Origin of the sequence: Pseudorhodoplanes sp. (assembly GCF_035565795.1) — a bacterium.
Taxonomy (GTDB): Bacteria; Pseudomonadota; Alphaproteobacteria; order Rhizobiales; family Xanthobacteraceae; genus Pseudorhodoplanes.
In genome coordinates, this window is record NZ_DATMRV010000119.1 from 1 (window position 1) to 13284 (window position 13284).

A 13284-nucleotide genomic window follows, 5' to 3' on the forward strand; every position below is an offset into this window, starting at 1 on the left:
GCGGTGTTCATGTCGGCGGGCGGCTATCACCACCACATCGCGCTCAATACCTGGGAAAGCCGCGGCGGAGAGCCCCCGGCGCCGGGCACCACCGGCCTCTACCACATCGCCATCCTCTACCCGACGCGCCGGCTCCTCGCCGACGCGCTGCGCCGCGTGGTGGCGGCCGGCATCCAGCTCGACGGCGCCAGCGATCACGGCGTCAGCGAGGCTCTGTATCTGCGCGATTTCGACGACAACGGCGTCGAGCTTTACTGGGATCGCCCGCGCGAGGAATGGCCGCGGGACGCGAATGGCGGGATCAGGATGAAGACCGAGCCGCTGAATTTGCGGGATCTGCTGGCCGAGCTGGAGACGGAGCCGGCGTAGTTCGTTCTCTCCCCGCGAACGCCGATCACCTCTCCCCTTGGGGAGAGGTCGAACGAGCGAAGCTCGGTCGGGTGAGGGTTACAATCGTGTTGGAAAAGTGAGCCCCCTCACCCCACCCTCTCCCCCAAAGGGGAAAGGGAGCGCACCGCCTAGTGGGGCTACCGAGGACTAATCGTCCTCCCCGCCCCGCTCGGTCGCGGCGGCGACGGCCCGGCGCGCCATCACGCCGACGAGATGGGCGCGATATTCCGCGGAGCCGTGAATGTCCGAGTTCATGCCGTCCGCCGGAAGCGTGATGCCTTCGAGGGACTTCGGCGAGAACCGCTTCTTCAGCGCTTCCTCGAATTGCGTGACGCGGAACACGCCGTTGGCGCCGGCGCCGGTCGCCGCAACGCGGATCTCCGACGAGCGCTTCGAGACGAACACCCCGACCAGCGCGAAGCCGGAGGCCGGGTGCTTGAACTTCATGTAGGCGGCCTTCTTCACGATCGGGAACGCGATCTCGGTGATGATCTCGTCCTGCTCGAGCGCGGTTTCGAACATGCCCTTGAAGTAATCGTCGGCCGCGATCTTGCGCTTGTTGGTGACGATGGTGGCGCCAAGGCCAAGGCACGCCGCCGGATAATCCGCGTTCGGATCGTTGTTGGCGACCGAGCCGCCGATGGTGCCGGCCTGACGCACATGCGGATCGCCGATCGAATCCGGCACGCTGGCGAGCGCCGGCATCACCTCGAGCAGCTCTTTGGAGTTCGCGACATCGCGATGCTTGGTCATCGCCTTGATGGTGACGGTGCGCGGCGTCACCTCGATGCCGGACAGGCCCTCGATCTTCGACAGATCGACCAGCACCTTCGGCGAAGCGAGACGCTGCTTCATCACCGGGATCAGCGAATGACCGCCCGCGAGCAGCTTGGCGTCTTCATTGGCGAGCAGCGCCGCCGCCTGCTTCACCGTGGTCGGGCGCTCGAATTTGAATGCGTACATGGCGTTTCCCCTTGGAAAATCAGGCTGCGCGCGCGGGCGCCGATTGCTTCAGCGCGCGCCAGACCGCGGCCGGCGTCGCCGGCATGTCGATCTGTTCGGTGCCGATGGCATTGGTGATGGCATTCATGACGGCGGCAGGCGCGGCGATCGCGCCGGCCTCTCCGCAGCCCTTGATGCCGAGCGGATTGGACGGGCATTCCGTCTTCGTCATGTCGACCTGGAAGGTCGGGAAATTCTCGGCGCGCGGCATCGCATAATCCATGAACGAGCCGGACATGAGCTGGCCGTCCTTGTCATAGACCGCGTGCTCCAGCAGCGCCTGGCCGACGCCCTGGGCGATACCGCCATGCACCTGCCCTTCCACGATCATCGGATTGATGATGGTGCCGAAGTCATCGACCGCGGTCCATTTGTCGATCGTCACCGCACCGGTGTCCGGATCGACTTCCAGTTCGCAGATGTGGCAGCCGGCCGGGAATGTGAAGTTGGTCGGGTCGTAGAACGCGCCCTCCTTCAGTCCCGGCTCGATTTCGTTCGTCGGGAATTTGTGGCCGACATAGGCCTGCAGCGCGAGATCGCCGAAGCCGATCGACTTGTCGGTGCCGGCGACGGAGAACTTGCCGTCCTTGAACTCGATGTCGCCTTCGGCGGCTTCGAGGAGATGGGCGGCAATCTTCTTGGCTTTCGCCTCGACCTTGTCGAGCGCTTTCACGATCGCCGACATGCCGACCGCGCCGGAGCGCGAGCCATAAGTGCCCATGCCGAACTGCACCTTGTCAGTGTCGCCATGCACCACCGTCACATTGTCGATCGGAATGCCCAGCCGGTCCGACACGAGTTGCGCAAACGTCGTCTCGTGTCCCTGGCCGTGCTGATGGCTGCCGGTGAGCACCTCGACCGAGCCCGTGGGATTCACCCGCACTTCGGCGGATTCCCACAGGCCGACGCCCGCGCCGAGCGAGCCGACCACCGCCGACGGCGCAACGCCGCAGGCCTCGATATAGGTCGAATAGCCGATGCCGCGCAGCTTCCCGCGCTTCGCGCTCTCGCGCTTGCGCTGCTTGAAGCCCTTCGTGTCATGGATATCCATCGCCTTGGCGAGCGAAGCGTCGTAGTCGCCAGCGTCGTAAAGCGAGGCCACCACGGTCTGGTACGGGAAAGTCCGCACGAAATTCTTCCGGCGAAGCTCCGCCGGATCGACGCCGAGTTCGCGCGCTGAAACTTCCATCAGGCGCTCGACCACGAATGTCGCCTCGGGACGCCCTGCCCCGCGATACGCGTCGACGGGCACGGTGTTGGTGTAGACCGAATCCACCTCGCAATAGATCGAGGGGATGTCGTACTGCCCCGACAGCAGCGTGGCGTAGAGATAGGTCGGCACCGCCGACGAGAAGGTCGACATATACGCGCCGAGATTGGCGATGGTCTTAACCCTCATCCCGACGATCTTGTTGTTCTCGTCGAAGCCGAGTTCGGCATGCGTGACGTGATCGCGGCCATGCGCGTCGGTAACGAAGGCTTCCGAACGGTCCGCCGTCCATTTCACCGGACGCGCCACCTTCTTGGAGGCCCAGAGGCACACGACCTCTTCCGGATAGATGAAGATCTTCGATCCGAAGCCGCCGCCGACATCGGGCGCGATCACCCGCAGTTTGTGTTCCGGCGCAACCCCGATGAACGCCGAGATCACGAGGCGCGCGACATGCGGGTTCTGGCTGGTGGTCCAGAGCGTGAAGTTCTCGGAGCCCGCATCATATTCGGCCAGCGCCGAACGAGGCTCGAGCGCATTCGGCACGAGGCGGTTGTTGATGAAGTCGAGCCTCGTGATGTGCTTGGCCTTCTGCATCGCGGCCGCGTTCGCGTCCGGATCGCCGATATGCCAGTTGTAGATGGTGTTGTTCGGCGCGACGTCGTGGATCTGGACCGCGTCCTTGCTCTGCGCCTTCGCGGGATCGATCACCGCCGGCAGCACTTCGAAATCGGTCACGATCTTTTCGGCGGCGTCCTTGGCCTGCGTCAGCGTCTCGGCGATCACGACCGCATAGGCGTCGCCGACATGGCTTACCTTGCCGGCTGCAAGCGCCGGATGCGGCGCCATCTTCATCGGCGAGCCGTCCCTGGAATTGACCATCCAGCCGCAGATCAGCGGACCGAGCTTGTCCGAGGCGAAGTCCTCGCCGGTCCAGATCGCGATCACGCCCGGCATCGTAGCTGCCGCCGACGTGTCGATCTTCTTCAGCTTCGCATGCGCGTGCGGCGAGCGGACGAAATGAGCGAAAGCCTGATCCGGCCTCGCGTGATCGTCGGTGTAGTGGCCCTTGCCGGTGATGAAGCGGTGGTCTTCCTTGCGGCGCACTGGTGCGCCAATTCCGGTGGCAGTCATGACAGACTCCTTCCCGAATTGTCGAAAAGACGCGTCCTTATTTCGCCATAGCCTTCGCGCCGGCGGCGATCGCCTTCACGATGTTATGGTAGCCGGTGCAACGGCACAGATTGCCGTCGAGCTCGTGACGGATGGTCTTGTCGTCGAGATCGTTACCCTTGCGATTGACCATGTCGATCGCGGCCATAATCATGCCGGGCGTACAGAAGCCGCATTGCAGGCCGTGATGCTCGCGGAAGGCCTCCTGCATCGGATGCAGTTGCGCTCCATTGGCGATACCTTCGATCGTGGTGATCTTCGCACCGTCCACCTGCCAGGCGAACGTGGTGCAGCTCTTTCGGGCGACCCCGTCGACATGGACGACACAGGCGCCGCATTGCGACGTGTCGCAACCGACATGGGTTCCGGTCAGCCGGAGATTCTCGCGCAGGAACTGGACCAGAAGCGTGCGCTCATCGACGTCGGCGCTGGTCTGCTTACCATTCACGGTCATCGTGACGGATGCCATGAAATCCTCCCTCGGCTTGAAATCGCAGTGTTTTTGGCTCGAAACCGGCGCGGTGGCTCCCCCCGGAGCCGAAATCTTGCCGTTTTCGGCAACTTGGAACACGAACAAGTCTTAACAGGCCGCTGGCGGCGGTCAAGCGGCGCCTTTTCGGACCGCCTCCGGAGCTGCTTTGCAGGATCGGCGGAGCGACTCAGCGCACGGCGGACCGCTCTCGCCGCCACCGGCTCGCCGCACTTTTTTCGCGAAAAAGTCAGGATCGACCCGCGGACCGCGCCCGCCGGTATCAGCGCACGGCAATCAGCGTTAGTCCGCTGTTAGCCAAAGATCTGTAGGTAAGTTTTCGGTTTACGGCTTCGCCTTAAACCGACCGTATTGCGTAACGAGTAAGTGTACATGAAATTCGCCCTCGCCCTTGCCGCGGCGTTGATTGCGACTCCGGTCGCAGCTCAATCCCCTGTCAAGCCGACAGCGCTCCTGTTCAATGGGCTCGCGCAATATCAGCCGGGCATCCTCACCCCTCTCGCCCCGCTTGCCAGTGATCTGCGACAGCAGGGCTGGCGTGTCGTGATCGACAACCATCTCGGCATCTTCAGCCGCAGTGAAGAGCCGGTGTTGATCATCGGACATTCGGCCGGCGGCGCCCGCGCCTACATGTTCGGGAAGAAGATGGTTGAAGAGGCGAAATTCCACCCGACGATCATCACGCTCGACGCCGCCACCATATGGGGCGACGTCTACCGTTGCCCGGTCGAGAACTGCATCAACATCCACACCCTGACGTATCCGCGCATTCCGGGCTCTTACAATCTCAGCGCAGGCAAAATCACCGACTCGATCGTGACGCATGTCTCGATCCCGCTGAACGGCGACATTCGCAAGGCGATCCTGCAGCAGGCCGCCGATCTGTTGCGCGGCGGCTCGAATCTCTCGACGCTGGTTTCGGCCTATAGCCCCGAACCGCCGCGCGCCGGCCGTTCGCTCGCTGAAGTCTGGCGCCGCAATGTCGGCCAGCCGCGCGAGATGAACTAGCGCTCGCGTCCGACGCTTATACCGACCGGGTCAGCCCGCCATCGACGCGTATGTTCTGGCCGGTGATGTAGCCCGCCCCTTCCGACACCAGAAACGCGACCGTCGCAGCGATCTCGTCCGCGCTGCCATAGCGCCGCATCGGCACGCTCTCGCGACGCTCCTCGGTCGCTGGCAGGCTGTCGATCCAGCCGGGCAGTACGTTGTTCATGCGCACATTGTCGGCCGCATAGGTGTCCGCGAAAATCTTGGCGTAGGCGGCAAGGCCCGCGCGCGCGACGGCCGACGTCGGAAACATCGCGCTCGGCTCGAATGCCCACGCGGTCGAGATGTTGACGATCGCGCCCGCCCTCTGCGCCACCATGATCGGCGCGACGAGGCGCGTTGGACGCACTGCGCTCAGGAAATAGACATCCATGCCCGCGTGCCACTGCTCGTCGGTGATCTCGATGATCGGCGCGCGCGGCCCGTGGCCGGCGCTGTTCACCAGCGCATCGACGCGGCCGAACGTCGCCATGGTCGCATCGACCAGCCGCTTGATGTCGTCATTCGACTGGTTGGAGCCGGTGACGCCGATCCCGCCAAGCTCCTTCGCCAGCGCCTCGCCTTTCCCCGACGACGACAGGATCGCAACCTTAAACCCGTCTTTCGCCAGACGGCGCGCGGCCGCGGCTCCCATACCGGAACCGCCCGCGGTGATGATCGCGACCTTGTCTGCCATGACACGCGCCCGCGATCAGCCGGCCTTCACCGCTTCGGCGAAGCGCGCGAAGAAATCGTCCGCCATCTTTTTCGCCGCGCCGTTGATGAGGCGCTGGCCGAGCTGCGCGAGCTTGCCGCCGATCTGAGCTTCGACATCGTATTTCAGCAGCGTGCCGCCACCCTCACTGTCGGTCAGTTGCACCGTCGCGCCACCCTTGGCGAAACCGGCGATCCCGCCATCGCCCTGCCCGGAAATCTTGTAGCCGTTCGGCGGATCGATGTCGGTCAGCTGCACCTTGCCTTTGAACTTCGCCTTCACCGGCCCGATCTTGTTGACCGCAACGGCCTCGAACTCGTTCTCGCCGACAACGTTCAACTCCTCGCAGCCGGGGATGCAGGCCTTCAGCACTTCGGGATCGTTGAGCTTCGCCCACACCACATCCCGCTTTGCCTCAAGCGGAATTTCTCCGGTCATCGTCATCGCCATCGGCGGTTACTCCATCTTGGAAAAAATCAGGCCGCAGCCACGTAGTCATCGATCGGACGTACGACCTTGCCATCCACGATCGGGACACAGTCGGGCGGGAAATCCTGGCGGATGCGGCCACCCGCCTCACCCACCTTATCAAGAAAACGCGGCAGATGCGCCATCGCCCCGGTCGGCAGATCGTGCAGGACCATCAGCGTCCAGGGCTGCGCCCTGCAATGCGACAAGGCGGTTTCGACCCAGCCGTCCGGATCGGCCCAGTCGCGCGGGATCGAATTCCACAGCACGCAGGTGTAGCCGCCGCGCGTGAGATATTCGAGCACCGGACCGGACATCAGACGTCGGTCGAGATTGCCGCCGCCACCGAACGGACGGAAATACCGGTGCGGATGTATGAGCCCGGCCATCGCCTCCTGCGTGCGCCCGATCTCGCGCTCCGCAACATCGGCTCCGGTCTGCTGGCCGAGCGGCACCGAATGCGTCCAGGAATGGTTGCCGATCCAGTGGCCTTCGTCCCTGGCGCGCTCCGCAAGCGCGCGGCTCTCCGGCTGCGCGAGCTTCTGTCCGATGACAAAGAACGTGGTCTTGATCTGCCGGCGCGCGAGTTCGTCGAGCACGACCGGAGTCACGGCCGGCTCGGGGCCGTTGTCGAAGGAAAGGGTCAGATCGAACATGCGGCGGTATCGCCGATTTCGGCATGGCGAAGCAAGCCTGCATCTTGGCGCGACATGCCGGATTGCTCATACCGCATGGCGCCGCACTTGGCGGACCTGCTCGACGCGCCTAGTGTGCGGGCCCGATCGAGGCGCGCCAAGGTTTTGCACATGTCTACACCTCTGCTTCCCTCCGCGCTGATGGGCCCGCTGTTTTCAAGCGCGGCGATGCGCGAAATCCTGTCCGACAGCGCGCGGCTCAACCGCATGCTGCGGGCCGAAGCTGCACTCGCGGCAGCGGAAGCATCCCTCGGCGTGATTCCGAAGGGCGCTGCGAAGCCGATCGCCGATGCCTGCCATGCCAGGTTCTATGATGTGGGCGCTCTCGGCCTGGCCGCGGTCTCGGCCGGCAATCTCGCGATCCCGCTGGTCAAGGCGTTGACCGCGGAGGTCGCCAAAAAAGATCCGGAGGCGGCCCGCTACGTGCATTGGGGTGCGACCAGCCAGGACATCATCGACACCGCGCTGGTGCTCGAATTGCGTGCGGTGATCGACGATCTCCTGACCGAGATCGACCGCGCAATCCCCGCCTTCACGACGCTCGCGGAGAAGCATCGCCACACGGCAACCGTGGGCCGCACCTGGCTGCAGCAGGCCCTGCCGATGCCGTTCGGACTGAAGGTCGCGGGCTATGCGGCGGCGCTGACGCGGGCGCGTGCTCGTCTCAAGCGCGTTCGCAATGAGGATCTCGTCCTGCAATTCGGCGGCGCCACCGGCACGCTCGCCGCGCTCGGCGACCGCGGCCTCGATGTCGCGATCGCCTTCGCCAGGGAACTCGATCTGCCTCTGCCGGACGCGCCGTGGCATACGCACCGCGATCGTCTCGGCGAAGTGGCCAGCGCGCTCGCCCTCCTTGCCGGCACCTGCGGCAAGATCGCGCGCGATGTCGCGCTGCTGATGCAGACCGAAGTCGGCGAAGCCTTCGAGCCCGCGGGCGAAGGCCGTGGCGGCTCGTCCACCATGCCGCACAAGCGCAATCCAGTCGCAGCCGCCGCGGGCCTCGCCTGTGCGGCGATCGCACCGCAGCTCTGCGCGACCATTCTTGCCGCGCAGGTGCAGGAGCACGAACGCGCGGCCGGCGCCTGGGCCGCGGAATGGCCAACCTTCCCGGCGCTCGCGCTCGTCACGTCGGGCGCACTGAATTCCGTGGTGGATATTGCCGAAGGGCTCGATGTCGATGACGAGCGCATGCGCGCCAATCTCGACATCACCGGCGGACAGATCATGGCCGAAGCGGTCGCATTCAAGCTCGCTGCAAGCATCGGCAAGGCGGAAGCACACAAGCTCGTCGAAGAGGCGAGCAAGCGCGCCCATAGCGGGAAGAAGTCGCTGAAGGATGCGCTCGCCGCCGATCCGAAGGTGACCGCTGTCGTGCCTGCCGGCGAGTTGTCGAAACTGTTCGATCCGATGAGCTACCAGGGGGTCGCGCAGCAATTCATCGACCGGCTGATCGCGACGGCGAAGACGGGACGATAAATGTCCGCACCCGGCCTTGGCCAGCTCGTCCCCGCGCAAGCGAGGACCCGGACCTTGTTGAAGATGCTCTCCGGATTCCCGCTTTCGCGGGAATGAACGGAGAGATATTGCACTCGCAGAAGTCACTGGAGGAACTGAATGCCCGTTATCAATTCCCACGACGGCTGCCCGATCGACGTTGAAGTCACAGGCCCCGACAACGCGCCGGTGCTGATGCTGTCATCGTCGCTCGGCACCACCAAACATATGTGGGATCCGCAGATGGCGGCGTTCACCGCGAAATATCGCGTTGTGCGCTACGACAGGCGCGGTCACGGCAAGTCGGGCGTGACCAAGGGCCCCTACTCCATGGAGCTGCTCTCGCGCGACGCCATCGCGGTGATGGACGGACTGAACCTCGACGAGGTGAACTGGCTCGGCCTGTCGATGGGCGGCATGGAGGGGATGTGGCTCGGCGCCAATGCTGGCAACCGCATCGACAAGCTGATCCTCTCCAACACCTCGACCTATTACCCCGACAAGACGCCCTGGAACACGCGCATCGAAAACGTCACCAGGGCCGGCAGCGTCGCGGCCATCGCCGACACGGTCATCAATGCGTGGCTGACGCAGACTTTCCAGAAAAACAATCCGGCGGAGACCGCGCGGATGAAGGAGATGATGATCGCGACGCCGGTTGAGGGCTATATCGCCTGCTGCGCGGCGGTGCGCGACATGGATCATCGCGAGATCATCAAGAGCATCACCGCGCCGACCTTGATCATCGCCGGCTCGAAAGACATGGCGACCAATGTCGAGGCGGCCGAGTTCATCCGCGACCGCATCAAGGGCGCAAAGCTCGCCATCGTCGACGCCGCCCATATCAGCAATGTCGAACAGCCGGCCGCCTACATCGCGGAAGTCACCGGCTTTCTCGGCTGACCCGGAGATCGATCATGGACGAAAAAGAACGCTTCGACACCGGCATGGCGCGGCGCCGCAAGGTGCTCGGCAATGCCTGGGTGGACAAGGCCAATGCCGGCAAGACGCCGTTCAATTCCGAATTCCAGGACTTCATCACCCGCTATGCCTGGGGTGAGGTCTGGACCCGCCCGCATTACGACGAGCGTACGCGCCGCGTGCTGGTGATCGGCACCATGCTCGCGCTCGACAAATGGGCGGAGTTTCGCATGCATGTGCGCGCGGCCCTGGTGGAGGGCGGATTCACGCCCGACGACATCAAGGAAATCATCATGCAGCAGGCGATCTATTGCGGCGTGCCGGCCGCGAACCACGCCTTCAAGGAAGCCGGCGAGATTATCGCCGAGCTTGGCAAGGCCTGATCTGGCCCCGTTCGAACCTAAGACCGCCATGCGCGTTGGCTTGGGCGATCCGCTGGAGCGCCCGCAAACGCCATGGCGAATACCGATCCCCGAACGGGAATGCCGTCCGTCGCGCTCTCGCGCGACGAATTCGTGCGCCGGTTCAAGGCGCGGTTTTACGATCCGCTGTTCGAACCGCTGGCGGCCGAGATCGACAGGATCGCCGACGCGGCCTGGACGGGGTACAGCGAGAACCACAAGTCACCGCGCACGAAGCCGGCCGGCGCAGGCTATGCCGACCCGGCCTACGAATTGTCGGACGAGTGGCGTGCCGCGAGCGAAGCTGTCGCATCCGCGCAGGCGCGTCAGCAGGACAAGGCATCACCCTCGCGCATCCTGATCGTCAACGGTTCGTCACGCAGCGATCAGACCTGCCCGGGCGAAATCTCCAAGACCTGGCGGCTTGCGAAGCTTGCGCAGGAGATCGTGGACAGCGAGCGAGGCTTTGAATCCGAATTGCTCGACCTTTCGCGGCTGGCATCCGAATACGGACGGGTGATCTATCCCTGCAAGTCCTGCGTCTCTACTGCGATGCCGCTGTGTCACTGGCCCTGCAGTTGCTATCCCAATCACGCGATCGGACAGACCGGCGACTGGATGGCGGAGATCTATCCGAAATGGGTCGCCGCCCACGGCGTCATGGTCCTGTGTCCGGTCAATTGGTACCAGGTGCCCTCCTCGCTCAAGCTGATGATCGACCGGCTGGTCTGCGCCGATGGCGGCAATCCCGATCCGACTTCGACGCAAGGCAAATCGGCGAAGCTCGCCAAAGAGATCGAGCTCGACGGCTGGTCGTATCCGCGCCACCTCGCCGGACGGGTCTATTCGGTCGTGGCGCATGGCGACGCGAGCGGCGTCGAGAATCTGCGGCGCATTCTGTCGGATTGGCTTTCGGACATCGGCCTGATTCCGGCAGGCCACATGGCGGAGATCGATCGTTACATCGGGTATTACGAGCCCTACGCGACCAGCCACGCGGCGCTCGACGCCGACATCGCGCTACAGGATGAAGTCCGCAATTGCGCCCGCGCCCTGATCGAGGGTGTGCGGCTCAGGCGCAGCGGCGAGTTGAAGTCGCCGGATCGCGGATTGCGCGAGGTGCGCCCGAAATAGCGATCAATTGCGTCCGGGCGCAAACCAGGGCCCGGTCGGCCGTACGATCCGCGCGGGTTCGACCACGAGGCCGCCGGCATCGCGAAGGTCGTCCCAGCGGCGGGCATCAGCCTCATGGCGCAGCGCCGGTGTGACGATGGTGCTGTCAGCCCGCTTCCGGCGTGCCGCATAGCGCTCCCACAGCCGGTCCAAGAATGTCGGCTGGACGGTTTCAGTGTCCGGCAGACGTTCGATCATCGACAGCGTTGCCGCGAGGCCGACCAGCCAGAGCGGCAGCCGCTCCTGGACCAGGATTTCGGTCGCGCCCTTCAGCATTGCGGGCGTCGCCGCAATGATCGTCACGATCACGACGAGGATCAGCGCTGCATCGAGCAGGTCGTGCGAGATGCACCCGCCCCGTAGCACGCCGAGGCGGGTCGCGAGATGCAGCGTGAAAACAAATGCAATGGTGAGATAGACGCCGCCGAAGAACGCGGCGAGATTGTACAGCCCGTATCCGCTCAAACCGAATACACGGCCGATGCCGTGAACAAGGTTGGCAAATGGAACCTGGTCGAGGCCATAGATCGGTGACGACAGAACCCTGAACGCCTCGAAGCCGAACACCAGCACAAAGTCGAGCGCGATGATCGTGATCAGAACCGGGATCGCTCTCGGAAGCCACCGCATTGTTCGCACCCCCGGTTTTGCCTCGGTTTTTCAGGGAGCCGGACTCTCTGCTGTTTACGATTGCCGCTTCAATGGAAAGGTTTTGTTTAGGTTAAGGGCGCCCCTGGCGATGTTACCGTCGTCAGGCGGCCGCATGCGCGCACCGCCTTGCGCCGCGGCCATTAACCCAGTTGCGCGGCCCGGAAGTCCTGCGGGCTCATGCCGGTCTGCTTGCGGAAGAAGCGCGCGAAATGCGACGGATCGGCAAAGCCGAGTTCGTACGCAATCTCGTGGATCGCCCGGCCGGTAAACACCAGTTCGCGCTTGGCCTCGGTCAGCACCCGTTGCCGGATCAGATGTCCCGCCGTCACGCCCGCTGCCCGCTTGACGTGATCGTTCAGACGGTCCGCGGTCATGTTGAGCGCGGACGCGTAGAATCCGATCTGCCGCTCTTTCCGGAAATTGTCCTCGACCATCCGTTGCAGCGTATCGACCGTAGTGTCGGCCGGCGCGAGCGTCACGGCGCCGGTGCGCGCACGGCTCGCCGATTGCCGCCCGACCTCGATTGCGATCAGCGCAAGCAGGGCCCGCATCGCGAGGCGATGATTGTCGCGCGCAAGAAACATCTCCTGGCTCAGGTCTTCGCACAGCTTTGCGAGACGGCCGTCGCGTGCCGGGCTAAGCGCGATGATCGGTTCTGCCGCGAGCGCCTTGAGCTGCGCGATCGCCTCCCCCGACCGCTGCCCGAGCAGCGAGGCGACATCCTCGCTGAAGCTCATCACGAAGCCGTCGGTGACGTTCGCGTGGAAGCGGAAGCCATGCGCCACATTGGGCGCGATGATGACCGCGCAGGGCGCGGTGAACGGCTTGATCGAGGCCTCGAGCGTCATTTCACCGCCGCCGCGCTCGACCAGAAGAATCTGGAACAGGTTGCGATGCCGATGCGCGCGGATCAGCCAGTCGTGCAGCGAGGATCGCGATGCGATGCTTTCGACATGAATGAAGTCGAACGCCTGATCGTCAGGCGGATCGCCGTAGAGATGGAACAGTGGGAGCCCGGCGCTCATGAGCCCAGATTAAACGCGTTCGGTCGGCCGGCCAACCGCCTGTCTGACGAGCCAACATGGAAAAGCCTCGCCGCTAGGCGAGGCCTTCCGTGCAACCGTCTTGTTGCAGTGCAGCGTCAGCGGCTTTGCTGCTGACCGGGCTTCTGCTGGCCGCCATGCTGGCCACCCTGCCCCGGATTCTGGGTCTGCTGGCCGGGCTTCTGCTGTCCGCCGCCGTGCTGGCCGCCCTGATTCGGGTTGCTCTGCTGCTGCTGACCTTGGTTACGCTCGTTAGACATTGGAGGCTCCTGGTTTACCCGCCCCTGCACCGATAACGCAGCGCAAACGGCGGCCGTTCCGTGCGGAGTCACACGAAGGTTTGACTCAATCCGCCCATGAAATGTGGGGTTCCGCCACAATTCGGAGGCAGCGCGGCGCCTGTGCACGGCCCACCTGCGCGGCACACCG

At 64.3% G+C, this 13284-nt stretch carries 15 protein-coding genes; 6 read left to right on the top strand and 9 right to left on the bottom strand.

Going from position 1 to position 13284, the window contains the following annotated elements; translation table 11 throughout:
* Window positions 1-369: VOC family protein (locus tag VNZ93_RS11380; protein WP_325704504.1), on the top strand; the 369-nt coding region annotated here is incomplete at its 5' end.
* 168 nt (window positions 370-537) lie between these two features.
* Here the strand turns inward: VNZ93_RS11380 and VNZ93_RS11385 are convergent.
* Genes VNZ93_RS11385 through VNZ93_RS11395 form a run of 3 tightly spaced genes read right to left on the bottom strand, consistent with a single transcriptional unit; the run spans window position 538 to window position 4244 of the window.
* Entirely contained in the window at window positions 538-1353 is an 816-nt protein-coding gene (locus VNZ93_RS11385; RefSeq protein ID WP_325704506.1) for a xanthine dehydrogenase family protein subunit M, read from the bottom strand.
* A 19-nt stretch (window positions 1354-1372) separates the two neighbouring features.
* Window positions 1373-3736, bottom strand: coding sequence for a xanthine dehydrogenase family protein molybdopterin-binding subunit (locus VNZ93_RS11390; protein ID WP_325704509.1), 2364 nt, complete (start codon window positions 3734-3736; stop codon window positions 1373-1375).
* A 37-nt stretch (window positions 3737-3773) separates the two neighbouring features.
* Complete coding sequence (locus tag VNZ93_RS11395; protein ID WP_325704511.1) at window positions 3774-4244, bottom strand: (2Fe-2S)-binding protein; 471 nt, start codon at window positions 4242-4244, stop codon at window positions 3774-3776.
* 393 nt (window positions 4245-4637) lie between these two features.
* Here VNZ93_RS11395 and VNZ93_RS11400 point away from each other — a divergent pair, with 393 nt between their 5' ends.
* Window positions 4638-5273 (top strand): hypothetical protein, encoded by a 636-nt coding sequence (locus VNZ93_RS11400; protein ID WP_325704514.1) that lies wholly within the window; start codon window positions 4638-4640, stop codon window positions 5271-5273.
* A 16-nt stretch (window positions 5274-5289) separates the two neighbouring features.
* On the opposite strand, the gene VNZ93_RS11405 is transcribed toward VNZ93_RS11400, so the two are convergent.
* From VNZ93_RS11405 to VNZ93_RS11415, 3 genes are read right to left on the bottom strand one after another with little or no spacing between them, the layout of a single operon-like run.
* The gene (locus VNZ93_RS11405) at window positions 5290-5991 is read right to left on the bottom strand and encodes an SDR family oxidoreductase (protein ID WP_325704517.1); all 702 of its coding nucleotides are present in this window, start codon (window positions 5989-5991) and stop codon (window positions 5290-5292) included.
* Between the two features lie 15 nt (window positions 5992-6006).
* On the bottom strand, window positions 6007-6459 hold the full coding sequence (locus VNZ93_RS11410; protein WP_325704520.1) for a carbon monoxide dehydrogenase subunit G: 453 nt from the start codon (window positions 6457-6459) through the stop codon (window positions 6007-6009).
* Between the two features lie 26 nt (window positions 6460-6485).
* The gene (locus VNZ93_RS11415; RefSeq protein ID WP_325704523.1) at window positions 6486-7133 is read right to left on the bottom strand and encodes a polysaccharide deacetylase family protein; all 648 of its coding nucleotides are present in this window, start codon (window positions 7131-7133) and stop codon (window positions 6486-6488) included.
* 150 nt (window positions 7134-7283) lie between these two features.
* Between VNZ93_RS11415 and VNZ93_RS11420 the strand changes: the two genes are divergently transcribed.
* The 4 genes from VNZ93_RS11420 to VNZ93_RS11435 all read left to right on the top strand — a co-directional run bounded on the left by VNZ93_RS11420 (window position 7284) and on the right by VNZ93_RS11435 (window position 11122).
* Window positions 7284-8648, top strand: coding sequence for a 3-carboxy-cis,cis-muconate cycloisomerase (locus VNZ93_RS11420; protein WP_325704526.1), 1365 nt, complete (start codon window positions 7284-7286; stop codon window positions 8646-8648).
* A gap of 138 nt (window positions 8649-8786) precedes the next feature.
* Complete coding sequence (gene pcaD / locus VNZ93_RS11425) at window positions 8787-9569, top strand: 3-oxoadipate enol-lactonase (RefSeq protein WP_325704529.1); 783 nt, start codon at window positions 8787-8789, stop codon at window positions 9567-9569.
* 14 nt (window positions 9570-9583) lie between these two features.
* Window positions 9584-9970, top strand: coding sequence for a carboxymuconolactone decarboxylase family protein (locus VNZ93_RS11430; protein ID WP_325704531.1), 387 nt, complete (start codon window positions 9584-9586; stop codon window positions 9968-9970).
* Between the two features lie 72 nt (window positions 9971-10042).
* Window positions 10043-11122: a flavodoxin family protein gene (locus VNZ93_RS11435; protein ID WP_325704534.1), complete on the top strand. Its 1080-nt coding sequence runs from the start codon at window positions 10043-10045 to the stop codon at window positions 11120-11122.
* A gap of 3 nt (window positions 11123-11125) precedes the next feature.
* Here VNZ93_RS11435 and VNZ93_RS11440 read toward each other — a convergent pair whose 3' ends face one another.
* The 3 genes from VNZ93_RS11440 to VNZ93_RS11450 all read right to left on the bottom strand — a co-directional run bounded on the left by VNZ93_RS11440 (window position 11126) and on the right by VNZ93_RS11450 (window position 13115).
* The gene (locus VNZ93_RS11440; protein WP_325704536.1) at window positions 11126-11791 is read right to left on the bottom strand and encodes a hypothetical protein; all 666 of its coding nucleotides are present in this window, start codon (window positions 11789-11791) and stop codon (window positions 11126-11128) included.
* 161 nt (window positions 11792-11952) lie between these two features.
* Entirely contained in the window at window positions 11953-12837 is an 885-nt protein-coding gene (locus VNZ93_RS11445) for a helix-turn-helix domain-containing protein (RefSeq protein WP_325704538.1), read from the bottom strand.
* 116 nt (window positions 12838-12953) lie between these two features.
* A complete protein-coding gene (locus tag VNZ93_RS11450) occupies window positions 12954-13115 on the bottom strand; it encodes a hypothetical protein (protein ID WP_325704541.1) in 162 nt (53 codons plus the stop codon).
* Window positions 13116-13284 lie beyond the last annotated feature (169 nt).